Source organism: Polaromonas sp. P1_F2 (genome assembly GCF_056405735.1).
Window position 1 is genome coordinate 1 of sequence record NZ_JBFUBN010000009.1, and the last position, 22,614, is coordinate 22,614.

General features: G+C 64.3%; 21 protein-coding genes and 2 riboswitches. Of the genes, 10 read left to right on the top strand and 11 right to left on the bottom strand.

The genetic code is table 11. The features are described 5' to 3' along the window. Window positions 1-262: 262 nt before the first annotated feature. Window positions 263-1,252: an LLM class flavin-dependent oxidoreductase gene (locus AC1D0O_RS17410; RefSeq protein ID WP_477654755.1), complete on the bottom strand. Its 990-nt coding sequence runs from the start codon at window positions 1,250-1,252 to the stop codon at window positions 263-265. Window positions 1,253-1,480: 228 nt separating this feature from the next. Here AC1D0O_RS17410 and AC1D0O_RS17415 point away from each other — a divergent pair, with 228 nt between their 5' ends. Next, window positions 1,481-2,356 carry an alpha/beta fold hydrolase gene (locus tag AC1D0O_RS17415; protein WP_477654756.1) on the top strand — a complete coding sequence of 292 codons (876 nt, stop codon included), beginning with the start codon at window positions 1,481-1,483 and terminating at the stop codon, window positions 2,354-2,356. Between the two features lie 3 nt (window positions 2,357-2,359). On the opposite strand, the gene AC1D0O_RS17420 is transcribed toward AC1D0O_RS17415, so the two are convergent. Continuing rightward, window positions 2,360-2,770, bottom strand: a complete 411-nt coding sequence (locus AC1D0O_RS17420; RefSeq protein WP_477654757.1) for an FKBP-type peptidyl-prolyl cis-trans isomerase — start codon at window positions 2,768-2,770, stop codon at window positions 2,360-2,362. A 203-nt stretch (window positions 2,771-2,973) separates the two neighbouring features. Between AC1D0O_RS17420 and AC1D0O_RS17425 the strand changes: the two genes are divergently transcribed. The 9 genes from AC1D0O_RS17425 to AC1D0O_RS17465 all read left to right on the top strand — a co-directional run bounded on the left by AC1D0O_RS17425 (window position 2,974) and on the right by AC1D0O_RS17465 (window position 12,322). Further along, window positions 2,974-3,681, top strand: a complete 708-nt coding sequence (locus tag AC1D0O_RS17425) for a FadR/GntR family transcriptional regulator (protein ID WP_477654758.1) — start codon at window positions 2,974-2,976, stop codon at window positions 3,679-3,681. Between the two features lie 497 nt (window positions 3,682-4,178). Further along, on the top strand, window positions 4,179-5,753 hold the full coding sequence (locus AC1D0O_RS17430; protein WP_477654953.1) for a sugar ABC transporter ATP-binding protein: 1,575 nt from the start codon (window positions 4,179-4,181) through the stop codon (window positions 5,751-5,753). Between the two features lie 31 nt (window positions 5,754-5,784). Continuing rightward, the gene (locus AC1D0O_RS17435) at window positions 5,785-6,768 is read left to right on the top strand and encodes an ABC transporter permease (RefSeq protein ID WP_477654759.1); all 984 of its coding nucleotides are present in this window, start codon (window positions 5,785-5,787) and stop codon (window positions 6,766-6,768) included. Between the two features lie 68 nt (window positions 6,769-6,836). Beyond that, window positions 6,837-7,781 (top strand): substrate-binding domain-containing protein, encoded by a 945-nt coding sequence (locus AC1D0O_RS17440; RefSeq protein ID WP_477654760.1) that lies wholly within the window; start codon window positions 6,837-6,839, stop codon window positions 7,779-7,781. Between the two features lie 51 nt (window positions 7,782-7,832). Beyond that, window positions 7,833-8,840 carry an aldo/keto reductase gene (locus AC1D0O_RS17445; RefSeq protein WP_477654761.1) on the top strand — a complete coding sequence of 336 codons (1,008 nt, stop codon included), beginning with the start codon at window positions 7,833-7,835 and terminating at the stop codon, window positions 8,838-8,840. A gap of 23 nt (window positions 8,841-8,863) precedes the next feature. Further along, complete coding sequence (locus tag AC1D0O_RS17450) at window positions 8,864-9,193, top strand: L-rhamnose mutarotase (RefSeq protein WP_477654762.1); 330 nt, start codon at window positions 8,864-8,866, stop codon at window positions 9,191-9,193. Window positions 9,194-9,215: 22 nt separating this feature from the next. Next, window positions 9,216-10,226, top strand: a complete 1,011-nt coding sequence (locus tag AC1D0O_RS17455; protein ID WP_477654763.1) for a zinc-binding alcohol dehydrogenase family protein — start codon at window positions 9,216-9,218, stop codon at window positions 10,224-10,226. Window positions 10,227-10,239: 13 nt separating this feature from the next. Beyond that, on the top strand, window positions 10,240-11,370 hold the full coding sequence (locus AC1D0O_RS17460) for a mannitol dehydrogenase family protein (protein WP_477654764.1): 1,131 nt from the start codon (window positions 10,240-10,242) through the stop codon (window positions 11,368-11,370). Between the two features lie 181 nt (window positions 11,371-11,551). Continuing rightward, window positions 11,552-12,322 carry a transglutaminase-like domain-containing protein gene (locus tag AC1D0O_RS17465; protein ID WP_477654765.1) on the top strand — a complete coding sequence of 257 codons (771 nt, stop codon included), beginning with the start codon at window positions 11,552-11,554 and terminating at the stop codon, window positions 12,320-12,322. A 30-nt stretch (window positions 12,323-12,352) separates the two neighbouring features. On the opposite strand, the gene AC1D0O_RS17470 is transcribed toward AC1D0O_RS17465, so the two are convergent. The 9 genes from AC1D0O_RS17470 to denD all read right to left on the bottom strand — a co-directional run bounded on the left by AC1D0O_RS17470 (window position 12,353) and on the right by denD (window position 22,582). After that, window positions 12,353-13,108 carry a sulfite exporter TauE/SafE family protein gene (locus tag AC1D0O_RS17470; protein WP_477654766.1) on the bottom strand — a complete coding sequence of 252 codons (756 nt, stop codon included), beginning with the start codon at window positions 13,106-13,108 and terminating at the stop codon, window positions 12,353-12,355. Between the two features lie 36 nt (window positions 13,109-13,144). Beyond that, window positions 13,145-16,039 (bottom strand): aminomethyl-transferring glycine dehydrogenase, encoded by a 2,895-nt coding sequence (gcvP, locus tag AC1D0O_RS17475; protein ID WP_477654767.1) that lies wholly within the window; start codon window positions 16,037-16,039, stop codon window positions 13,145-13,147. A 64-nt stretch (window positions 16,040-16,103) separates the two neighbouring features. Further along, on the bottom strand, window positions 16,104-16,469 hold the full coding sequence (gene gcvH, locus AC1D0O_RS17480) for a glycine cleavage system protein GcvH (RefSeq protein ID WP_477654768.1): 366 nt from the start codon (window positions 16,467-16,469) through the stop codon (window positions 16,104-16,106). A 38-nt stretch (window positions 16,470-16,507) separates the two neighbouring features. Then, window positions 16,508-17,668: a glycine cleavage system aminomethyltransferase GcvT gene (gene gcvT, locus AC1D0O_RS17485; RefSeq protein WP_477654769.1), complete on the bottom strand. Its 1,161-nt coding sequence runs from the start codon at window positions 17,666-17,668 to the stop codon at window positions 16,508-16,510. 36 nt (window positions 17,669-17,704) lie between these two features. Then, window positions 17,705-17,806, bottom strand: a riboswitch (glycine riboswitch). Between the two features lie 21 nt (window positions 17,807-17,827). Further along, window positions 17,828-17,941: riboswitch (glycine riboswitch) on the bottom strand. 27 nt (window positions 17,942-17,968) lie between these two features. Then, window positions 17,969-18,538, bottom strand: coding sequence for a hypothetical protein (locus AC1D0O_RS17490; protein ID WP_477654770.1), 570 nt, complete (start codon window positions 18,536-18,538; stop codon window positions 17,969-17,971). 76 nt (window positions 18,539-18,614) lie between these two features. Beyond that, window positions 18,615-19,892 carry a TRAP transporter large permease gene (locus AC1D0O_RS17495; protein ID WP_477654771.1) on the bottom strand — a complete coding sequence of 426 codons (1,278 nt, stop codon included), beginning with the start codon at window positions 19,890-19,892 and terminating at the stop codon, window positions 18,615-18,617. Beyond that, window positions 19,889-20,383, bottom strand: coding sequence for a TRAP transporter small permease (locus AC1D0O_RS17500; protein ID WP_477654772.1), 495 nt, complete (start codon window positions 20,381-20,383; stop codon window positions 19,889-19,891). The genes AC1D0O_RS17495 and AC1D0O_RS17500 overlap by 4 nt, the downstream gene beginning before the upstream one ends. Window positions 20,384-20,518: 135 nt before the next feature. Continuing rightward, a complete protein-coding gene (locus tag AC1D0O_RS17505) occupies window positions 20,519-21,490 on the bottom strand; it encodes a TRAP transporter substrate-binding protein (protein WP_477654773.1) in 972 nt (323 codons plus the stop codon). A 66-nt stretch (window positions 21,491-21,556) separates the two neighbouring features. Continuing rightward, complete coding sequence (gene denD / locus AC1D0O_RS17510) at window positions 21,557-22,582, bottom strand: D-erythronate dehydrogenase (protein ID WP_477654774.1); 1,026 nt, start codon at window positions 22,580-22,582, stop codon at window positions 21,557-21,559. Between the last annotated feature and the right edge of the window lie 32 nt (window positions 22,583-22,614).

The window sequence follows — 22,614 nt, forward strand, 5'->3', positions numbered from 1 at the left end:
TCCCCTCCCCACCCCTTGTGGATGCGCCGAGGAGCGCAGGTTCAGGCGGATCAGGGATCGCGTTGTTTGAGCGAAGCGAGTTTAGCGAGACCCCGCCTGAACCGAGCACCGCAGGTTGCCCGTAGCGCAGCGGAGGGACGCAGCAACCAGGGTCGCCTTTTCTTTTGCTTACTTTTCTTTTGGCGAAGCAAAAGAAAAGTGAGTAGCCGCCGGGCTACCCCCGGCCAGCAACCCTCAGCAGAGACCACTACCGCCGGAGCAACTACAAACTATCCCGAACTCCGGCAGTAATCTCCAACGACCTCCGTGCAACAGCCGGATCAAAAATATGCGTAGTCACCATCAACTCATCCGCCCGAGTCTCGGCGATAAAGGATCGCAATCCTTCCCGAACAGTCGCGGGCGCACCCGCCACCGCATAACGCAGCATGCGTTGCGCACCGGCCTTTTCGGCGGGTGACCAGTACGCTTCGATGTCGTCAATCGGCGGCGGCATGGGGCCGGGGGTTCCGCGCAGCAGGTTGGTCATGGCCTGCTGGACCGAGGTGAGCTGGTAGCGCGCCGCTTCGTCGGTGTCGGCGGCAACCACGTTGGCTGCCACCATGGCATAGGGCTTGTCCAGCTGCGCCGAGGGTTCGAAGCGGTCGCGATACAGTTCCAGGGCCTGCATCAGCATGTCGGGTGCGAAATGCGAGGCGAAGGCAAAGGGCAGGCCCAGCGCGGCGGCCAACTGGGCGCCGAAGAGGCTGGAGCCGAGTATCCACAGCGGCACCTTCAGGCCCGCGCCCGGCACGGCGCGGATTCTCTGGCCGGGTGCTATGTTTTCAAAGTAATAGCGCAGCTCCTGCACGTCCTGCGGAAAGGTGTCGGCATTGTTCTGGTGGTCGCGCCGCAGCGCGCGGGCGGTCAGCTGGTCGGTGCCGGGTGCGCGCCCCAGGCCCAGGTCTATGCGGCCGGGGTAGAGCGAGTCCAGCGTGCCGAACTGCTCGGCGATCACCAGCGGCGAATGGTTGGGCAGCATCACGCCGCCGGATCCCACGCGGATCGTGCTCGTGCCGCCCGCCACGTGGCCGATGACGACCGCGGTGGCGGCGCTCGCGATGCCGGGGTTGTTGTGGTGCTCGGCCAGCCAGAAGCGCTTGAAGCCCAGTTGTTCGGCATGCCGAGCCAGGGCCAGTGTGTTGCGAAAGGCATCGGCGGCGGTGGCGCCCGTGACGATGGGGGATAGGTCGAGGACTGAAAAGGGGATCATGTTTTTGCTCCTTCTCCCTCTGGGAGAAGGCGGGGATGAGGGCTTGCGGCCCTGGATATGAAGCTATGCGTGCTCGAGCGCCGCTGGCCCTCACCCCAACCCTCTCCCAGCGGGAGAGGGAGTGAAGAGGATTCGGGTGGACCTGAATTCATGGATGTTGTTATAGGGGCGCCGGGCCAGTTTAGGAGCTTCACGATGGCCGCGCGGAGGGCAGGGTATAAATCCCCCATGACAGATTCGGCAAACATTGAGCTGCCTCCCGAGGCGCAGGCGATGCTGCGCACAGCCAGCCGTTTAGAGACCCCTTGCGGCGACGGCGCCATGGTCTGGCACAGCTGGGGCCAGGCCACACGCCGGCCCGGGCTCGCGCCGCTTGTGCTGCTGCATGGCGGCAGCGGCAGCTGGATGCACTGGCTGCGCAACATCCCCGCGCTGGCCGCCTCGGGCCGCTGGGTGCTGGTGCCCGACCTTCCCGGTTTCGGCGATTCGGCCGCGCCCTTGCGGGGCACCGATGCCGACGTGCTGCCCGAGCCGGTCGAGCAGGGACTGGCCTTGCTGGCGGGCGATGCGGCCTGCGACCTCGTGGGATTTTCTTTTGGCGGCATGGTGGCGGGCTTCCTGGCGGAGCGCTTCCCCGCCCGGGCGGCGCGTGTGGTGCTGGTGGGCGCGCCCGGCCTGGGTGTTGCGCCCGAAAAAGCCATACGCCTGCGCGCCTGGCGGCATATCACCGGTGCGGCCCAGCGCGATGAGATCCATCGCCACAACCTTGCGGCGCTGATGCTCTACCGCGAGGACGCGATCGACGAACTGGCCCTGCGCCTGCACATCGCCAATGTGCTGCGCGACCGCATGAAGGGCCGCAGCCTGGCGCGCACCGATGCGCTGGCGCAGTCACTGGCGCGGCTGCGCTGCCCGGTATGGGCGATCTACGGGGAAGAAGACGCGCTGTACCGCGGCAAGCTCGATGCGCTGGCGGCGGCCCTGGCGCGAGCCGCGGATTTCAGGGGCCTGGCCCTGGTCGAAGGCGCCGGCCACTGGCTGCAGTTCGAGCGTGCGGAGGCCTTTGACAAAGCCCTCCTCGCGACGCTCGAAGCGGCTGTCTAGCTTTTACTTCTCAATCGCGAGCAGTTCGATGTCGAAGGTCAGCGTGGCATTGGGCGGCACCACGCCGCCGGCGCCGCGGTCGCCATACGCCGTGGCGGGCGGGCAGGTCAGTGTGGCCTTGCCGCCGACCTTGATCTTCTGCACGCCTTCGGTCCAGCAGGGCACGACGCGGTTCAACGGAAAGGTGGCCGGCGCGCCGCGCTTGTAGGAGCTGTCGAATTCCTTGCCGTCGGCCAGCGTGCCGCGGTAGTGCACCTTGACGGTGTCGGTCGCCTTGGGCTGCGGGCCGGTGCCGTCGGCCGTGTGCACGATCTTCACGCCGTTGGGCAGGGTCTCGGCCGGGGCGGCGGCGAGGGCGGTGCTGGACAGGGCAAGAGATGCCAGGGCGATAAGCGCGGCGGTCAACGTCTTCATGGAGGTCATGCTTTCATGGCTAAGGGGAATCGAAAAGGCTGGCCTGGATTATCGTCCCGGCATTCGCCCTGCCTGCGTGGCGACGGCAGACCCCCAAAACTGGTAAGGCCGATATAGCAAGTATTGAATTGGCCTTACCATTTCGAGCCTAAGCCAATGGCAATACCCGCCGTCGCATAAACTGCACTTCACGCGGAGGACTCATGCTGGACCAACTCAAACAGGTCGACAACCGTCGGCTCTACCAACAAATTGCCGAGCAGATCCGCACCTTCATTGACAAGGGCAACTACTCCGCGGGTGCGCGGCTGCCGCCGGAGCGCGATCTGGCCCAGCAGCTTGGCGTCTCGCGCCCCTCGGTGCGCGAGGCGCTGATTGCCCTGGAAATCGAGGGCAGCGTGGAAGTGCGCATGGGCGCCGGCGTGTATGTCTGCAACGCGGCCCAGCGCAAGCCGCAGTCCCTGGCCAGCATGGGCGAAAGCCCGATCGAACTGATGCAGGCACGCGCCGCCATCGAGGGCACCATCGTGCTGCAGGCCTGCGCCAAAGCCACACCCGAAGCACTGTTGGCGCTGCGCCAGATACTGGACAACATGCTGTCGGCCATGGCGCAAAACCGCTCGCCCCTGGCCTTTGACCGGCAGTTTCACCAGACGATTGCAGCCATGACAGGCAACTCCGTGCTGGAGCGGCTGGTGGGCGAGCTGTTTGACGAGCGCCACAGCCCGATTGCCGCGCGCCTGAGCGCGCATTCCGAATCCGGCCAAAGCTGGGCCACTGCGCTGCAGGAGCATGAAACCATCCTGCGCGCCCTGGAGAACCGGGACGTACTGGCCGCGCAGAACGCCATGCGCATGCATCTGCAAGCCTCCGAGCAGCGCTGGGTCGAGAATCGCCGCGAATGGTCATGAGCCAGGGCCTGTTAGCGCTATTTATGCAAATGCGAATGGGGTGAAAACGGCGCCAATCAAGGCGCGCGACGAATCCGAGACCGGGAGTCTGGGTGAGGAGCGCAACGCCGAGTGGCGTCGTTTTCACCCCATTCCCTCCGGGTTGCGATCAAAAAGGCCTTGCGCGGCGTTGCAAAGCCTTGACGGGGTTCACCCCGCCTGCGTTTTGCGCCTTGCTCAAGGCCTTTTTGACTCGCAACGCATCTTGCATAAATAGCGCTAACAGGCCCTAGCTCCGCCGTCACCCTTCAGCCGTGGTCAGGCCTGTGCAATTTGCGCAGGCTTTTTTTCGTCTTTTCACCCCGATTTTGACCCTCGACAACGGGTAAATACCAGTACACACGCACTTCTTGGTAAGGCCAAATACCCCGATTCATGTCAGGTGGCCTTACCAATTTGCAAGACGGCAAATTCATCCCTCCAGGTCCCCCTGACCCCACCAAGAGGAGTTCGCATTGCTGTCATCCGTGTCCGATCCCGTCCGCCCCGGCGCGCCGAGGCCTGCCGAGGCTGGCGTACTGTTGCGCCTGGAAGGGATCACCAAACGTTTCCCAGGGGTGCTGGCACTGGATGGTGTGAGCTTTGAGGTGCGAAGTGGCGAAGTACACGCGGTGTGCGGCGAAAACGGCGCAGGCAAATCGACGTTGATGAAGGTGATCAGCGGCCAGTACCAGCCCGATGCGGGGGCCCTGTACTACCGCGGCGAGGTCTGCCAGTTCCGGTCCACCGCCGAATCCGAGGCTGCCGGCATTGCCATCATCCACCAGGAGCTGAACCTGGCTCCGCACCTCACGGTGGCCGAAAACATTTACCTGGCCCGCGAGCCGCGCAAAGGCTGGCTGATTGACCGGGCGGCACTGCGCCGCCAGGCACAGCAATGCCTGGACCGGTTGGGGCTGGACATTGCACCGGGCGCTCTGGTCAAAACCCTGTCGGTAGCCCAGCAGCAGATGGTGGAAATTGCCAAGGCACTGTCGCTCAACGCCGAGGTGCTCATCATGGACGAACCCACCTCGTCCCTTACAGAGTCGGAGACCGAGAGGCTGTTTGCCATCATCCATGAGCTCAAGCGTACGGGGGTGGGGATCGTCTACATCTCCCACCGCCTCGACGAGCTGGCGCTCATCGTGGACCGGGTCACTGTCTTGCGCGACGGACGCTATGTGTCCACCGAACGCCTGGCCGACACCAGCGTGGAGGAGATCGTGGCCAAGATGGTGGGGCGCTCGCTGGACGATGTATTCCCCAAGAGAACATCCGTGCCCACGACCGACGTGTTGTTACGCGTGCAGGGCCTGACACGCCAGGGTGTGTTCCACGACGTGAACTTTGAGCTGCGCCGCGGCGAAATTCTGGGCTTTGCGGGGCTCATGGGGGCCGGCCGCACCGAAGTGGCTCGCGCCATTTTTGGTGCCGACCCCATCGACGCCGGCGAGGTGTTTCTGGCCGGGCAGCGTCTCACCATTCACTCGCCGCGGGATGCCGTGCGCCAGGGGTTGGCCTACCTCTCGGAGGACCGCAAGCACGATGGGCTGGCATTGAAGATGACTGTGGCACAGAACATCACACTGGCCCACATGGATGCCGTGTCCAACCGTGCGGGCATGATCCAGTTTGCCAAAGAGCAGGATGCCGCACGCCACTACATCGGCGCACTCGACATCCGCACGCCCAGCAGTAGCCAGATCGTGCGTCTGCTCTCGGGCGGCAACCAGCAGAAACTCGTGATCAGCAAATGGCTGTTCCGTCAATCACGCGTGCTGTTCTTTGACGAGCCCACGCGCGGCATTGATGTGGGCGCCAAGTACGCGATCTACCAGTTGCTGGACCAGCTCGCAGGGCAGGGCATCGGCGTCGTGATGATCAGCTCCGAGTTGCCCGAAATCATGGGGATGACCGACCGTGTCGCGGTCTTCCATGAAGGCCGCCTGGTCACCATCCGCCCCACCCGCGAGACCCATCAGGAGGAGGTCATGCACTACGCCTCCGGCCGCAGCGTGCCGCCTCTGCCAGCCGACCAGCTGACCAGCTGAACCCTCCAAGACCCTTTCCCCGAACCACACCATGACCGAACAACAACAAGACCTGTTTCAAAAATTTGCCGCGCTGGCCAGCCTGCTGGGACTCATCGCCATCTTTTCGTTCACCAGCAACGCTTTCTTCAGCGTGGGCAATGGCATGACCGTGGCGCTCCAGGTGACGTCCATTGCCTACCTCGGCATCGCAGCGACTTGCGTGATCATCACCGGCGGTATTGACCTCTCGGTAGGCGCCATCCTGGCACTGTCCGGCGTCGTGGCCGCCATGCTGGTCAAGGCGGGCGCGCCCGTGCCGCTGGGCATGTTTGCCGGCCTGCTGGTCGGCGCCCTGTGCGGGCTGATCAACGGGCTGTGCGTGACGGTGCTCAAACTGCCGCCCTTTATTGCCACCTTGGGAATGATGCTGGTGGCACGCGGCGTGGCCTTGCAGCTGACCGATGCCCGCGCCATCAGCGGCCTGGGCGACAGCTTCGCGGAACTGGGCAACGGAGCCTTGTTCCGCATCGTCAATATCGGTGCGGACGGCTTCCCCGACGTGGTGTTCGTCGGTATTCCCTATCCCGTGGTGCTCATGGTCGTGCTGGCTCTGGCCGTCTCCATTCTGCTCAACCGTGCCACGCTGGGGCGCCATCTGTACGCCATCGGCTCCAACCTGGAAGCCGCCAGGCTCTCGGGCGTGAACGTCAAGGGCGTGACGCTGTTTGCCTATGTGCTTTCCGGTCTGCTGGCCGGGCTGACCGGCTGCGTGCTGATGTCACGCCTGGTCACGGCCCAGCCCAGCGAGGGCCTGATGTATGAACTTGATGCCATTGCCGCCGCGGTGATAGGCGGCACCTCGCTCACGGGCGGTGTGGGCACGGTGTCGGGCACCGTCATCGGCGCCTTCGTGATCGGCATCCTGCGCAACGGTTTGAACATGAGCGGCGTGTCCGCTTTCACCCAGCAAATTCTGATTGGCGTTGTCATCCTGCTGGCCGTATGGATCGACCAGATGCGCCATCGCAAGTGATCCCTACCGGCAGGGCTTACCGGGACTTCGAGAGACAACCTCCACAACCATTACCCATGAGGAAAGAAATGAAAAAATTTATCCACACACTGATCGCCGCCGCCCTGGTGGCTGCGTCGTCGATGGCTCTGGCCGCCGACAAGGAAATTGCGGTCATCGTGAAGACCGCCAACTCGGACTTCTGGCAAAACGTGAAGAAAGGCTCCAACGCTGCCGTGGGCAACCTCAAGGGCTACACCGCCACCTTCCAGGGCGCGGCATCCGACACCGACCTGGCCGGGCAGGTAGCCCTGGTGGAAAACGCCGTGAACCGCAAGGTCGCCGGCATCGTGCTGGCCCCTTCGGATCCGGATGCCCTGATCCCCGCCATCAAAAAAGCCTGGGAAGCCAAAATTCCTGTGGTGCTGATTGACTCCGCTGCATCGGATGCCGGCAAGGCTTACTACCAATCCTTCCTGGCCACCGACAACAAGACTGCCGGAGAAATGTCCGCCAAGACGCTGATCGACAAGATCGGTACCACCGGCAAGATTGCCATCATGTCCTACACCGCGGGCTCGGGCTCCGAAATCGGCCGCGTGGGAGGTTTCACCGACTACATCAAGAAGCACTCCAAGCTGCAGATCGTAGGCCCGTTCTACTCCAACTCGCAGATGGGCACCGCACTGAACCAGACCACCGACGTGCTGGCTGCCAATCCCGACCTCAAGGGCATCTTCGGTGCCAACGAACCCACCGCTATCGGCATGGGCCGCGCACTGGTTCAGTCGGGCAAAGCCGGCAAAGTGGTCGCCATCGGCTTTGACGGTAACGCCGACCTGCAAGGCTTTGTGAAGGACGGCACCATCGAGGCGATTGCCGTGCAAAGCGCCTTCGAGATGGGCAACCTGGGCGTAAAGACCGTGGCGGAAATCGTGGCGGGCAAGAAAGTACCCGCTTTCCGCGATACCGGCGTGCTGATGGTGAACAAGAAAAACATCGACACGCCCGCTGCCAAGAACGTTCTTTACTAAACCGCTCCAACCCAAGGACCCCTCCGGCACCGGCTGCCGGAGGACGGGCATATGCACACCACGGATTTGAAAACCCTTTCCCGCGTGGACCTGCGGCTGACCGCCTTGGGCCTGGGCTGCGCGCAGATGGGCGGCCTGTACCGCGCCACCAGCGCCCGCGAGGTGGAAGATGTCTTTGCCAGCGCCTGGGCGGCCGGCGTGCGCTATTTCGACACCGCGCCTTACTATGGCTACACCCGCTCCGAGCACCGCCTGGGCGCCCAGCTGGCCGATTGCCCTCGCCATGAGTATGTCGTCAGCACCAAGGTGGGACGCCTGCTGCGCCCCGATGCCAGCGTGGCTCCCGGCGATGGCGGTTGGGCCAACCCCTACCCGTTTCGTCCGCAGTATGACTACAGCTACAGCGGCGTGATGCGCTCGTTCGAGGACAGCCAGCAGCGGCTGGGCCTGGCCCACATCGACATCCTGTACGTGCACGACATCGGCCGCGACACCCATGGCGAACAGCATGCGCATTACTGGCAACAACTGACCACGGGGGGCGGCTTTCGCGCGCTGGACGAATTGCGCGGTGGCGGTGCCACCAAGGCAGTGGGCCTGGGCGTGAACGAATGGCAGGTGGTGATGGACAGCATGCAGGAGTTCGACCTGGACTGCACCATGCTGGCCGGGCGCTATACCCTGCTGGAGCAGGGCTGCCTCACGCCCTTTCTGGACGACTGCGTGCGCCGCGGCAACGCCATCGTGGTGGCCGGGCCGTTCAACTCCGGCGTCCTGGCGGGCAACACCAAATTCAATTATGCGGAAGCCCCGCCTGCCGTGTTGGCACGCGTCCAAGCGCTGGCGCTGGCGTGTGAGGAATTCGGCGTGCCCCTGCAGGCCGCCGCACTGCAGTTTCCACTGGCGCACCCCGCGGTGGTGAGCTGCGTCACCGGCACTCACACCGCGGTCCAGCTGCAACAGAACGTCGCCTGGCTGGAGACGCCCATTCCCGCCACGCTGTGGCAGGCCCTGCGCACCCGCGGCCTGCTGAATCCCGATGCGCCTGTACCACCTTGACCAAGCTATAAACGGAAATTGACATGCAACGAATGGGATGGGTCATTGGTATCGACCCCCAGCACATTGTCGAATACAAGCGCCTGCACGCGGCCGTCTGGCCCGCTGTGCTGCAGCGCATTCACCAGTCGCAGCTGCGCAACTACAGCATTTTTCTGCGAGAGCCGGAAAACCTGCTGTTCGGCTACTGGGAATACCACGGCCGGGACTTTGACGCGGACATGGCAGCTATCGCCGCCGATGCCGAGACGCAGCGTTGGTGGACCCTGTGCGGCCCCTGCCAGCGCCCCCTTCAAACCCGCAGACCAGGCGAGCACTGGGCCGCCATGGAATCCGTATTCCACATTGACTAACCACTTCCACTCGAGGATATCTATGCTGACAGTCATTTGCGAAACTCCCGGCGTGCTGCGCACGGTCGAAGGGTCCATGCCCATCCGCAATGAAGGCGATGTGCTGCTACGCATACGCCGCGTGGGGGTGTGCGGCACCGATCTGCACATCTTCACCGGCAAACAACCCTTCCTGGCCTACCCGCGCGTCATGGGCCACGAGATCGCGGGCACCGTAGAGGAAGCTCCAGCGGACAGCCCCCTTCAGCCTGGCGACAACGTCTTTGTCATGCCTTACCTGTCGTGCGGCCGGTGTGTAGCCTGCCGCCAGGGCAAGACCAACTGCTGCGTCAACATCCAGGTGTTGGGCGTGCACCGCGACGGCGCTTTCACCGAATATCTCAACGTACCCGCGCAGTTTGTGCGCAAGGCGGAGGGGGTCTCACTGGACCAGGCCGCCATGCTGGAATTTCTGGCGATCGGCGCCCACGCCGTACGCCGCGCCGACGTGCAGCCCGGCCAGCGTGTGCTGGTGGTAGGGACGGGCCCCATCGGCATGGCCGCCCTGCTGTTCGCCGGCCTGCGTGGCGGCCAGGTCACAGCGCTGGACACGCGAAAGGAGCGGGTGGAATTCTGTAAACAACAGCTGGGTGCGCATGCGGGTGTTGTGATCGGTGACAAGGACCTGGACGAGCTGCGCGCACTGACCAATGGGGATTTTTACGATGTCGTTTTTGACGCCACGGGCAACGCAAAGGCCATGGAGCGCGGCTTCCAGTTCATTGCCCATGGCGGCAAGTATGTGCTGGTGTCGATCGTGCTGGACAACATTACGTTCGCCGACCCGGAGTTTCACAAACGCGAGGCGACGCTGCTGGGCAGCCGCAATGCCACCATGGAAGACTTCGAAACGGTGCTGGAGGCGATGCGGGGCGGCAAAATCCCCACCGCGGCACTCAACACCCATCGCATGGCCCTGGCCGATGTACCCGCCCAGTTCGCCACCCTGCTGGACCCGACGCAGGGCGTGGTCAAGGCGCTGATCGAATGCTGACCGGAGCCTCCACGTGAGCACTCCCATCCTCCAGTTCGGCACCGGGCGCTTTCTGCAGGCGCATGCGGACCTGTTTGTGTCCCAGGCCCTGGCCCAAGGCCAGGGCCTGGGCGGCATCACCGTCGTGCAGAGCACAGACAGCCCGCAGAGCAGTGCACGCGCCGCGGCACTGGCCCATGGCTACCGCGTGGAATTGCGCGGCATGCAACAGGGCCAGCGTATTGAGGAAACCGTGCAGGTGAACGCAGTCCAGGCCGTCTGGCATGCCCGCCGCGACTGGACACAGCTGCGCGATGCCATGGCCACCACCGTGCAGGTTGTCATCTCCAACACCGCGGACATGGGCTATGTACTGGATGACGCGGATACCCGGGCGCTGCTGCGCAGCCCGACGACGCCGCCGCACAGCTACCCGGCCAAGCTGGTGGCGCTTCTGCACCACCGCTGGCAGCAGCAGCCGGAGGCTCCCCTGACGCTGTACCCCTGCGAACTGGTCAGCCGCAACGGTGACACACTGCGCGACCTGGTATCCACGCTGGCACAGGGCTGGGGCGTTACGCCCGCCTTCCTTCGCTATGTGCGGGAGCACTGCGTGTGGGTCAATTCACTGGTGGACCGCATCGTGTCGTCTCCGCTGGAACCCGCCGGAGCGGTAGCCGAGCCCTATGCACTGTGGGCCATTGAACGCCAGCCGCGCATGGTGCTTCCTTGCAGCCATCCTGCCATGGTGGTGACGGATGCACTGGCCCCATTCGAGCAACGCAAGCTCTGGCTGCTGAATCTGGGCCACACGATATTGGCCGAACACTGGCAGCTGCTGGGCGGTGCCGCGGACATGACCGTGGTGCAGGCCATGCACACCCCGGCGCTGCGCATCCCGCTGGAGGCCGTATGGGCCGACGAGGTGCTGCCGGTGTTTGACGCCGAGGGCACAGGCCCCGAGGCCCGCGCCTACCTGGTGGAATTGCGCGACCGTCTGCTCAACCCGTTTCTGGAACACCGCCTGGCCGACATTGCCAAGGACCGCGCGCAGAAGAAGCTGCGCCGCCTGGCACCCGTGGTAGAGCGCGCCGTGGCGCTGCAACTGCCCATCGCACAGACCCAGCTGCGCAATGCCTTGGCCGAAACCGGGGGCTTGGGGTGAGGGCCGGCGGCTTTTGAATGCATGCTGCGGCGCAACATCCAACGCCGCGAACCCTCATGCCTGCCTTCTACCAGGGGAACAAGTAGCCGGCCCCTCAGCGCCCGACTGTGGAACGGAAATCCACCACAATTGCAGCTCCCGGGGTTACGATGCGTGAACCATTCACTCCGTTGGTGGTTCCATGGTGGCACTAGCCGCACAACTCGATTCGCCTCGCCGGCTGCATAAGAAGACCAGCGACCGGCCGCAGGACTGGCTAGGCACAACGCCTCTGCTGGACCTGGACGACACCAAGTTGCGCCTGAAAGCTCGCGCGCTTGTCCAGCTGTGCCGCACCGACCGGGACAAGGCACTGGCCATCTATCGCTTCGTCAAGCGCCTGCCCTATACCAAGAGAGTCAAGCTGCAGTACCCGACGGCCCGCGACGTACTCGAGGCGCGTGGGGGCGACGGCGACGACAAGGCGACCTTGCTGATCGCACTGATGCGCTCTGCCGGCATCCCGGCGCGATTGCGCTACATGGAGATGCGCGGCGAGATGCTGCGCGGCCTCATCCCGAGGGCCACGCCGGCGGCGCGCCCGCTGGCGGAATTCTGGCTGGGCCGTTGGGTGCGTACCGATACCTATATTTTCGATGCCGAATACGTGGCTGCCGCCCGCGAACGCCTGCAAGCGAACGGCTGGGAATGCGGCTGGGGCATCCACATCAATGCCCAGCTTCTGTGGGACGGGAAAAACGACGCCTTCCTCGGCGGTGTGCCTACCGACCAGGACCCCATGCTCACGCGGCTTCTGTGCGTGGTGAGCGATCCCCTGGAACTGGTGTCGGAATCCCTGCGGGCCAGCGGGTTGCGTTACCGTCGATCGGTACGGGCCTTGCAATGGAATATGTTGGCGCCCACCATGATGCGGGCTATTCGCGAGCTACGGGCCGGCTCCCGTTTTTATTGAAGTGCGCTGCGTGACAAATCGGCGTTCGGGTTACCCGATCCGCCGCAACAAGCCCGGCACGGATGACACCAGCATCGCCAGGCCCGAGCAGGTCAGCAGGCTCAGCACCAGCTTGCGAAAAGCCAGGTCGCTGATGCCCATGTACACCCGTCCACCGAGCCAGGCGGGAATCAGCGCGGCAGGCGCCACGATGGCCAGCATGGGAAGCGTCTCGCGGGTGACCAGGCCGGCGGCCGCGTAGCTGGCCATGGTGACGGTCAACACGGCCAGATTGAAGTTCTGGATGACGGCGCGCTGGGCGCTCTTCTCGTAACCCCGCAGCGTGCACCACAGCGTCGGAAGCACGCCGCTGAAGCCACCCAGGGCACCCATAAAACCGCCCGCGGCGCCTATCGCGCCGTCGGCGATGCGGCCGCCATGGTGGATGCGCGGAAGCTTGCCTGAAAAAAGCATGGCCGGGCACCATAGCGCCAGCAGCACACCGAGAAACAGCTTGAACAGCTGGACGTCAAGCCGCGGCAACAACAGCAAGCCTAACGGCAGCCCGATCAGGCCGCCGGCCAGGAATGGCAGCAGGCGCTTCCAGTCAGTATTGCGGCTGACCGTGAAGGCCGCCATGACCTGGCCTGTCAGCCCACCGAAAACCGCCATGACAGCCGCCAGTTTCGGGTCTATGGCCCAGGCCCAGAAAGACATGGCCACCAGGCTGAAGCCAAAGCCCGACAGGCCCTGGACAAACCCCGCCGCCGCCGCGCCCACAATGATCAGGACGATCGTGGCGTCCATGCGGCGGGCAAAGTGGTGTGGAGCAAGAGAAGCGTTTTAAGCGTAGTCGCTCACCGGCACGCAGCTGCAGAACAGGTTGCGGTCGCCGTAAACGTTGTCGACCCGGCCCACGGGCGGCCAGTACTTCACCAGCTTGAGCGAAGCCAGCGGGAAGGCGCCGGTCTCGCGCGAGTAGGGCCTATCCCAGTCCGCGCCTAGCAGGCTGGCCGCGGTGTGCGGCGCATGCTTGAGCGGGTTGTTGTCCTGCGGCCATTGGCCGGCTTCGATCTTGCGGATCTCGTCGCGGATGGCGATCATCGCGTCGATGAAGCGGTCCAGTTCGGCCAGGGTTTCGCTTTCGGTCGGCTCGACCATCAGCGTGCCGGGCACCGGGAAGCTCAGCGTGGGCGCGTGAAAACCGTAGTCCATCAGGCGCTTGGCGACGTCTTCGGCGCTGACGCCGCTGGTTTCCTTGAGCGGGCGCAAATCGAGAATGCACTCGTGGGCCACATGGCCGTTTTCGCTGGCGTAGAGCGTCGGGTAATGATCTTTTAGGCGCGAGCTGATGTAGTTGGCGCTCAGGATGGCGACCTCGGTGGCCTGCGTCAGGCCCTCGGGGCCCATCATGCGGCAGTACATCCAGCTGATGGGCAGCACCGCGGCATTGCCTAAAGGCGCGGCCGAGACGGCGCCCACGCCGTTGACGGGAATGCCCGCCGTGGCATGGCCGGGCAGATAAGGCACGAGGTCGGCCACCACGCAGACCGGGCCCACGCCCGGGCCGCCGCCGCCGTGCGGAATGCAGAAGGTCTTGTGCAGGTTCAGGTGGCTCACGTCGCCGCCGAACTCGCCCGGCGCGGCCACGCCGACCAGCGCGTTCATGTTGGCGCCGTCCACGTAGACGCGGCCGCCGTGGCTGTGCACCATCGCGCAGAGTTCTTTCACCTGCGTTTCAAACACGCCGTGCGTGCTGGGGTAGGTGATCATCACGCAGGCCAGCTTGGCGCTGTGTTGTTCGCACTTGGCCTTGAGGTCGGCCATGTCGACGTTGCCCTGCGCGTCGCAGGCGGTGACGACGACCGTCATGCCCACCATCTGCGCGCTGGCCGGGTTGGTGCCGTGGGCCGACGAGGGGATCAGGCAGATGTTGCGGTGGCCCTGGCCCTGGGCTTCATGGAAGGCCTTGATGACCAGCAGGCCCGCGTATTCGCCCTGCGAGCCGGCATTGGGCTGCAGGCTGATGCCGGCATAACCGGTGGCCTGGCACAGCCAGTCGCGCAACTGCTTGTCGAGCTCGGCATAACCCTGCAACTGCTCGGCGGGCGCAAAGGGGTGAATGTTGGCGAACTCGGGCCAGGTGATGGGAATCATCTCGCTGGTCGCGTTGAGTTTCATGGTGCAGCTGCCCAGCGGGATCATGCTGCGGTCCAGTGCCAGGTCTTTGTCGCTCAGCATGCGGATGTAGCGCAACATGCCGGTTTCGGAATGGTGGGTATTGAAGACCGGGTGCGTGAGGAAAGGCGTGGTGCGGCGCAGGTCGGCGGGGATCAGCGACTCCACGCCTTTTTCGAAAGCGCTGACCACGGGAATCGTCTGGCCGGGCTTGGCGAAGAAGGACCAGAGCAGCTCGATGTCCTTGCGGCTGGTGGTTTCGTCCAGCGACACGCCCAGGTGGTTGTTCAGGCGAAAGCGCAGGTTGGCGCCGGACTGGCGCGCGCGCTCGGCGATTGCATTGGTCGCCTCGCCGGTCTTCACCGTCACGGAGTCAAAGGCGCCGGTGTTGGTGATCTCATAGCCGAGTTCCTGCAGGCCGCGCACGAAGACGGCGGTGTAGGCGGCCACGCGTTCGGCGATACGCTTGAGGCCTTGCGGGCCGTGGTAGACCGCGTACATGCTGGCGATGACGGCCGGCAGCACTTGCGCGGTGCAGATGTTGGAGGTGGCTTTTTCGCGGCGTATGTGCTGCTCGCGCGTCTGCAGCGCGAGGCGGTAGGTCGGGTTGCCGTGGCTGTCGACGCTGACGCCGACCAGGCGGCCCGGCAGCGAGCGTTTGAACTCATCGCGGCAGGCCAGGTAGGCCGCGTGCGGCCCGCCGTTGCCCATGGGCATGCCGAAGCGCTGGGTGTTGCCCAGCACGATGTCGGCGTCCCATTCGCCGGGTGGGGCCAGCAGCGTGAGCGCCAGCAGGTCGGCCGCCACGCACAAGGCGGCGCCGTCGACGTGGGCCTGGCCCGCGAGCGGGCGCAAGTCATGGATGCTGCCGGTGGTGGCCGGGTATTGGGCCAGTACGCCGAAGTAGTCGCCTTCGGCCATGAGCAGGGGCAGGGTGGCCGACGCCGTGCTGACCTTGACTTCAATGCCCAGCGGTTTGGCGCGGGTCTGGATCACCTCGATGGTCTGCGGATGACAGTCACCGGCCACGATGAAGACGTTGCTTTTGCTTTTGACGCTGCGTTTGGCCAGGGTCATGGCTTCGGCGGCGGCGGTGGCCTCGTCGAGCATGGAGGCGTTGGCGATCGGCATGCCGGTCAGGTCGCAGACCATGGTCTGGAAGTTGATCAGCGCCTCCATGCGGCCCTGCGAAATTTCGGCCTGGTAAGGCGTGTAGGCCGTGTACCAGGCGGGGTTCTCGAGAATGTTGCGCAGGATCACGCCCGGCGTGCAGGTGCCGTAGTAGCCCTGGCCGATGAAGTTCTTGAACACCTTGTTCTTGCCCGCGATGGCTTTCAGCTGCTTGAGCGCGGCGGCTTCCGTGACCGGGGCCGGGATGGCCATGGGCGTGCTGCGCGCGATGGAGCGCGGAACGATGCCTTCGACCAGTTCGCGGCGCGAGGCCGAGCCCACGATGCTGAGCATGTGGACTTCGTCGGTCTCGTCAATGCCGATGTGGCGCGCGATGAATTCGGAAGGGTTTTCAAGGTCGCCCAGGGGCTTGGCGGTTTGCATCAACATGTCGGGTCCCGTGTCAGGCTTGGCAGCCAGGAGTCAGAAAACAGAAAAAAGGATCGGAAGAAAATCAGGCCGAGAAAGCGGTGTAGCGGGTCTCGTCCATCAGCGCGCTGAGCTGCGAAGGGTCGGACAGCTTGATCTTGAAGAACCAGCCGGCGCCCATGGGGTCGCTGTTGGCCAGCGATGGGTCGTCCTTCAGGGCTTCATTGATGGCGGTCACTTCGCCGCTCACGGGCATGTAGACGTCGGCGGCGGCTTTCACCGACTCGACGACGCCGGCGGTTTCCTTTTGCGCGAAGGTCGTGCCCACGGCGGGGAGGTCCACAAACACCACGTCGCCCAGCGCGTCCTGCGCATGCACGGTGATGCCGACAGTGGCGATGTCGCCTTCAATCTTGAGCCATTCGTGGTCTTCGGTGTATTTGACGGTCATGAGAATCTCCAGGGGTTAAGGGGTGGGGATGGCAGGGGTCAGCCGCGGAAGTAACGGTTGGGGACAAAAGGCATGGCCGCGACTTCCATGGGCACGGGCTTGCCGCGCACGATGGCGTTGACGCGTGTGCCCAGGGTGGCGAATTCGGGCTTCACATAGCCCATGGCGACCGGCTGGTTGATCGTGGGGCCCAGCAGGCCGCTGGTGACTTCGCCGATAGGCGTGCCGTCAATGGATTGCAGCTCGGTGTGGTCGCGAACGGGCACGCGCTCCAGCGCCACCAGGCCCACGCGCTTGCGGGCCAGCGTAGCGGGGTCGGCCAGTTGCGCCAGGATTTTGTCCGCGCCCGGGAAGCCACCGGCGCGCGCGCCGCCTGTGCGCCGCACTTTTTGCATGGCCCAGTTCAGGTTGGCTTCGACCGGCGTGGTCGTCGTGTCGATGTCGTTGCCGTAGAGGCACAGGCCTGCTTCCAGGCGCAGCGAGTTGCGCGCGCCCAGGCCTATGGGTTTGACCTCGGGCTGGGCCAGCAGTGCGCGCGCCAGCGTCTCGGCCTGCGAGGCAGGCACGGAGATTTCAAAACCGTCTTCGCCGGTGTAGCCGCTGCGTGTGAGGAAGCAGTCGCAGCCGGCGACGCTGAAGCGCCCGCCGGTCATGAACACGAGTTTTTCGACACCGGGCGCCAGGCGCTGCAGCGCATTGACGGCCTGCGGGCCCTGCAGTGCCAGCAGCGCCATCTCGGGCATGGGAATGACTTCGCAGCGCGAGCCGATTTTTGCCTGGATGTGCGCGATGTCGCCCACCTTGCAGGCGCCGTTGACGATGACGAATAGGTCGCCGCCGTTCGCGTAATCGCGGTTGAAAAACATCAGGTCGTCGATGATGCCGCCCGCGTCATTGAGCAGCAGGCCGTAGCGCTGCTTGCCGGCCGGCAGGTCGATCACGTCGACCGGAATCAGCGATTCGAGCGCCGCCGCGGCATCGGCGCCCACCAGGCGCAACTGGCCCATGTGGGACACGTCGAAGAGGCCGGCGGCCTGGCGTGTGTGGAGGTGCTCGGCCATCAGGCCCGCCGGGTATTGCACCGGCATGGAATAGCCCGCGAAGGGCACCATGCGCGCGCCAAGCTCCACATGCAGCTCGTGCAGCGGTGTTTTCAGCAGGGTTTCAGGGGCGGCGGAAGAGGTGGACGAATCGGACAAGGCATTCTCCGGGGGCAAACAGGTTCTAAATCCATGGGTGCCCCTGCTGTCCACTTTACCTGAGAGATTCACCCGGCGATGCGGGCTTGCTCCTTCGGTGGGCCGCTTTGAAAACGGCCTCTCTCCAGTAGGGAACGCCTTGCCGCGTGGTGCGCCGCAGGGCGGTTGCCAGTCCTTTTGCCTGAGCGTTCAGTGCACCAAAAAGGGTTGCCCCGGGGTGCACGTGCGCCTTCGGCGGTTTTCGCTGGGAAAACTCTCTCCTGACCCCGGCAAGTGTAACGGATGCTGCCGTCGGCCCGGTCAAGCCGCCTGGTGCTGCGGCAGCAGCATGGCGATGCGCTCGCTGATGGAATCGGCACGCTCGTGGCCCGCGATTTTTTCGATTTCTTCGATCATTTCGCGCGAGGCGGCCAGCATGCTGTCGCGGTCCTTGGCGTTGCGCAGCGCTTCGCGGAAGCGCTCGGCCATCACCGGGTCGCGCCGGGCGAACATGCGCTCGCAGATGTCGAACAGGAACATCCGGGTGGTGGCGAGCGAGCGTTTGCCTTCAAACTGGTCGGCCGAAACCTGGATGGCCTGCGTGGTTTCGGGGCTCGGGAAGTTCTGCAACTGGGCCGGCGTGGGTTTGGGTACAGGCGCCGGTGCAGGCGCTGCGGCGGGCGGGGAGGTTTTTCCCGGGTGCGCTTCCAGAAAGCCTTCGCGCAACAGGCGCAGGGCGATGGCCTCGCCGTCGCCGTCAAACAGCGGGCGAAAGTCCTGCGCCGATTTGCTGCCGTCGGCCATCAGCAGCAGGGTGCGCTCGCGCTGGCCTAGCGTTCTCACGCCGGGCTTGAGCTCGGCGCGGGCACGGTCGGTTTTGTGGAGCTGCATGGATTTCATCCTGAAATGAAAACCTGAGCATTACCTCTACAGATGACAACACCGTGAAACCCTGCCTGAAAAAAAGCTATTTGGCGTAGACCAGGTCGCGCAGGCCCAGCGAGAGTTGCGGTACGTAAGTGATCACCATCAGGCAAACCAATATGACCGCTACAAAAGGCAGCAGGTGGGTGACGATGCGGTCCAGCGATATCCTGGCGACGGTGCAGGCCGCGAACAGGTTCACGCCGAAAGGCGGCGTGATCATGCCGAGCGCGAGGTTGACCACCATCACCAGGCCGAAGTGCACCGGGTCTATGCCGAAGTGCACCGCCACCGGCGCCAGGATGGGCGCCAGCACGATGATGGCGGCGCTGGTCTCGATGAACATGCCGATGATGAACAGCGCGGCGTTGACACCCAGCAGGAAGAGGGCGGGCGACTTCAGCACCTCCTGCAGCCAGTGGCCTATGGCGTCCGGCACGCCGGCCCGGGTGATCAGGAAGGCGAACAGCCCGGCGTTGGCGATGATGAACATGATTACCGCGCTGGAGATCACCGACTTGCGCAGGATGACATACAGGTCCGCCAGCTTGATCTCGCGGTAGATCACAATGCCGACGACCAGGGCATAGAACACGGCCACCGCTGAAGCCTCGGTCGGCGTGAAAATCCCGCCGTAAATACCGCCCAGGATGATCACCGGCATCAGCAGCGCCCAGCCGGCCTGCCAGGTCGCCTTGCCGAAGCTCAGGCGTCCGTCGCCATCCTGTTTGCCCCAACCCTTCCAGCGGCAGTACAGGTGCACGAACAGCATCAGCGCGAAGCCTATCAGCAGCCCGGGGCCGAAGCCGGCGATGAAAAGTTCACCGATGGAGACCTCGGCGCTCACGCCGTAGAGGATCATGGGGATGGATGGCGGAATGATCACGCCCAGCTCCGCGCTGGTGGCCTGCAGGGCCGCGGCGTAGGCCGTGGGGTAGCCGTGCTTGATGAGCGCCGGTATCAGGATGGCGCCTATGGCGAAGGTGGTGGCCACGGACGAGCCGGAGACGGCCGCGAAAATCATGCAGGTCAGCACGCAAGTCATGGGCAGGCCGCCCTGCACGCCGCCCACGATGCTTTTGGCGAACTCGACCAGCCGGCGCGAGATGCCGCCGGTTTCCATCAGGTTGCCGGCCAGGATGAAGAAGGGGATGGCGGCCAGCGGGAATTTGTTGATCGAGGAGAACATCTCCTTGACGGAGATCAGCATGTTGGCATTGGACGCCTGGATGCCGAAGATGGAGGCCAGGCCGATGGACACGGCCACCGAGACGGTGAGCGCAAAGCACAGCACCATCGTTGAAATCATTACTCCCGTCATTGAGCCGTCTCCAGTTCGTTGCGTTGCGGATCCAGCAGGTTGCCGATGATGCCGATCACGCAGAACATGCCGCCCACGGGCATGGCCACATAGCCCCAGAACATCGAGACCGACTCCAGGCCGGCCATGGACTGCACGCGGCCGCGCAGCGAATAGTCCCAGCCCCACCAGACGATCACGGCGACCAGCGCCAGGGCGGCCAGGCAGACAAACCAGTCCAGCACACGCCGGATGCGCGGCGGGCTCCAGCGGTAGAGCACGTCCACGCTGACCATGGCGCCCTGCCGGAAGGCCATGGGGATGCCCATGAACACCATCCAGATCAGGCTCAGGCGGATCAGGATTTCGCTCCACTCGGCGGGCTGTTCCAGCACGAAGCGGGTGACGATCTGGAACATGCCGAGCGCCGAAGCGATGACCAGCATCAGGCAGGCCACCAGCATGGAGAAGCCGGTGGTCCAGCGTTCAAATGTGAGGAAGGCTTGTTTCATGGGGCGCGATGGAGAAGGGGGAAGAGGGAAGAGCCGGTACATGGAAAGCGCCCGCCGGTGTGATGCCTGCGGGCGCGTTCGGTGAAAAAAGGCGCACAGGCCGGGCAGGAGGCCGGCGGCCCGCGTGCCTTGCACTTACTTGTAGTTCCGGATGGCGTCGATGTTCGCCTTGCCGAACTGCTTCTCGAAATCGGCATTGACGGGCGCCAGCATGGCCACGAATTTGGACTTGTCGACGTTCTCGATCACGGTCATGCCCTTGGCGCGCAGCTCGGCCACGCCGTTGGCATCGTCCTGGTCGACGCGCGCGCGGTTGGCCTTGGTGGCCTCCTTGGCCGCATCGACGAAGGCGGTCTTGTCGGCGGCGCTGAGCTTGTCGAAGGACGCCTTGTTCATCACAAAAATGCAGGGCGAATAAACGTGGCCGGTCAGCGACAGGTGTTTTTGCACCTGGTCGAACTTGGCGGACATGATCACGGACAGCGGGTTCTCCTGGCCGTCGACCGTGCCTTGCTGCAGCGCGGTGAACACCTCAGGGAAGGCCATCGGCGTGGTGATGATGCCCAGGCCCTTGTAGGCCGCGATGTGCACGGGGTTTTCCATGGTGCGCATCTTCAGGCCCTTGAGGTCTTCGGGCAGCTTCACGTCGCGTTTGCTGTTGGTCATGTGGCGAAAGCCGTTTTCGGCCCAGGCCAGCGCCTTGAAGCCCTTGGCGTCGAACTTGATCAGCAGATCCTGGCCGATGGGGCCGTCGAGCACCGCCCGTGCATGCGCCTTGTCGCGAAACAGGAAGGGTACGTCGAGGATTTTGGTCTCGGGCACGAAGTTGGGCACCGGGCCGGTGGACGAGAAAGCCAGCTCCTGGGTTCCCAGCTGCACGGCTTCAATCGATTCGCGTTCGCCGCCCAGTGCGCCGTTGTAAAAGGTCTGGACCTTGTAGCGGCCAGCCGTGCGTTTTTCGACTTCCCTGGCAAAGGTGTCGATGGCAACGCCCTGGTGTGAATTCTGCGCCGTGGAAATGCTGATCCGCATGGTGGTCTGTGCGTTCGCCGCCCCTATGAATCCCAGGCCCAAAGCCATGCCGATCAGCAGTTTTGAAATTTTCATGGTGTCTCCAAAATAATCGTTGTTCAGAAAATCCGCGACTACGGCATGCGGCCGTATGCACACCTATTATTGCGTCGCTGCTGAGGGCGTGGTGCGCGGGTTTTCGCTTAAATAGGCCGCAATAATGCTGTCGAAATCCGGGTCGGGCAGAAGCCCCAGGCCCCGGGCCCGGGCCGCGTCTATGACCGCCGGCCAGTTGGCCACGATGTTGGCGATGGCCGGGTCCGGCGTCCAGTCGATCAGGCCGGCGGCCTCTTTGCCCGCTACGCGCTCCAATGCCGCGGCCATCTCTCCGACGGTGGTTTTTAAAGCGGGCAGGTTGATCGCCGTACGCGCACCCCATTCGGCATCACCGGCCTCCGCCGCGCGTACCAGCCCTTCAATCGTTCGCGCCGGGGAGGCCAAGGCCACGGCCGTTTCGCGCGGCACCGGGCATGCGGCGCGCTGGCCCGCCAGCGGCTCGCGGATCATGCCGCTCAAAAAGCTCGAGGCCGCGCCGTTGGGCTTGCCGGGGCGCACGCTGACCGTCATCAACCGCACGTTGCGCCCGCGTATGAAACCCTTGCGCGCGTAGTCGGCCACCAGTTGTTCGCCGATGAACTTCTGGATGCCGTAGCTGTTTTGCGGCGTGGGCAGCGTCCTGTCGTCGATCACCGGCGGCAGGGGCTGCACGGGCGAATTTCCGAACACCGCGAGCGAACTCGCGAACACCACGGTGGGCGAGCTTCCCAGCCTGCGGCAGGCCTGCAGCAGCGCGCGCGTGGCGTCGACGTTGCTGCGCATGCCGAGGTCGAAGTCGGCTTCGCATTCGCCGCTGACGGCGGCGGCCAGATGGAACACGAGTGCGTCGTCAGCGCGTACGACCTGTGATGTTGTATCGCTGGCTTCGAGAAGTTGGTTAAGGTCGCCGACCACCGCGCGAATCCTTGGGTCCGCTGCCAGCGATGTGGGCGGTGCCACTCGATCGACCAGTGTGATGGTCTGGATGGTTTGCGGCGCGCCACCCGCAAGGGAAAATTTTCCCTGTTCAAGCAGTTGGCGGGCCAGTCTGGCACCCAGAAATCCGGCGCCGCCGGTGATGACGATGTTCATGTGTGTTTTGTCTCTGTCTCTGTTGTTTGTTG

Excerpts from the sequence above, each read along its gene's own strand:
- AC1D0O_RS17445 (WP_477654761.1), top strand. The coding sequence starts at position 7,833 with ATGCACACCACGGATTTGAAAACCCTTTCCCGCGTGGACCTGCGGCTG.
- AC1D0O_RS17435 (WP_477654759.1), top strand. The coding sequence starts at position 5,785 with ATGACCGAACAACAACAAGACCTGTTTCAAAAATTTGCCGCGCTGGCC.
- gcvH (WP_477654768.1), bottom strand. The coding sequence starts at position 16,469 with ATGACCGTCAAATACACCGAAGACCACGAATGGCTCAAGATTGAAGGC.
- AC1D0O_RS17505 (WP_477654773.1), bottom strand. The coding sequence starts at position 21,490 with ATGAAAATTTCAAAACTGCTGATCGGCATGGCTTTGGGCCTGGGATTC.
- AC1D0O_RS17490 (WP_477654770.1), bottom strand. The coding sequence starts at position 18,538 with ATGCAGCTCCACAAAACCGACCGTGCCCGCGCCGAGCTCAAGCCCGGC.
- gcvP (WP_477654767.1), bottom strand. The coding sequence starts at position 16,039 with ATGTTGATGCAAACCGCCAAGCCCCTGGGCGACCTTGAAAACCCTTCC.
- AC1D0O_RS17410 (WP_477654755.1), bottom strand. The coding sequence starts at position 1,252 with ATGATCCCCTTTTCAGTCCTCGACCTATCCCCCATCGTCACGGGCGCC.
- AC1D0O_RS17465 (WP_477654765.1), top strand. The coding sequence starts at position 11,552 with ATGGTGGCACTAGCCGCACAACTCGATTCGCCTCGCCGGCTGCATAAG.
- AC1D0O_RS17470 (WP_477654766.1), bottom strand. The coding sequence starts at position 13,108 with ATGGACGCCACGATCGTCCTGATCATTGTGGGCGCGGCGGCGGCGGGG.
- AC1D0O_RS17450 (WP_477654762.1), top strand. The coding sequence starts at position 8,864 with ATGCAACGAATGGGATGGGTCATTGGTATCGACCCCCAGCACATTGTC.
- AC1D0O_RS17425 (WP_477654758.1), top strand. The coding sequence starts at position 2,974 with ATGCTGGACCAACTCAAACAGGTCGACAACCGTCGGCTCTACCAACAA.
- AC1D0O_RS17440 (WP_477654760.1), top strand. The coding sequence starts at position 6,837 with ATGAAAAAATTTATCCACACACTGATCGCCGCCGCCCTGGTGGCTGCG.
- AC1D0O_RS17495 (WP_477654771.1), bottom strand. The coding sequence starts at position 19,892 with ATGACGGGAGTAATGATTTCAACGATGGTGCTGTGCTTTGCGCTCACC.
- AC1D0O_RS17455 (WP_477654763.1), top strand. The coding sequence starts at position 9,216 with ATGCTGACAGTCATTTGCGAAACTCCCGGCGTGCTGCGCACGGTCGAA.
- AC1D0O_RS17420 (WP_477654757.1), bottom strand. The coding sequence starts at position 2,770 with ATGAAGACGTTGACCGCCGCGCTTATCGCCCTGGCATCTCTTGCCCTG.
- AC1D0O_RS17415 (WP_477654756.1), top strand. The coding sequence starts at position 1,481 with ATGACAGATTCGGCAAACATTGAGCTGCCTCCCGAGGCGCAGGCGATG.
- AC1D0O_RS17500 (WP_477654772.1), bottom strand. The coding sequence starts at position 20,383 with ATGAAACAAGCCTTCCTCACATTTGAACGCTGGACCACCGGCTTCTCC.
- denD (WP_477654774.1), bottom strand. The coding sequence starts at position 22,582 with ATGAACATCGTCATCACCGGCGGCGCCGGATTTCTGGGTGCCAGACTG.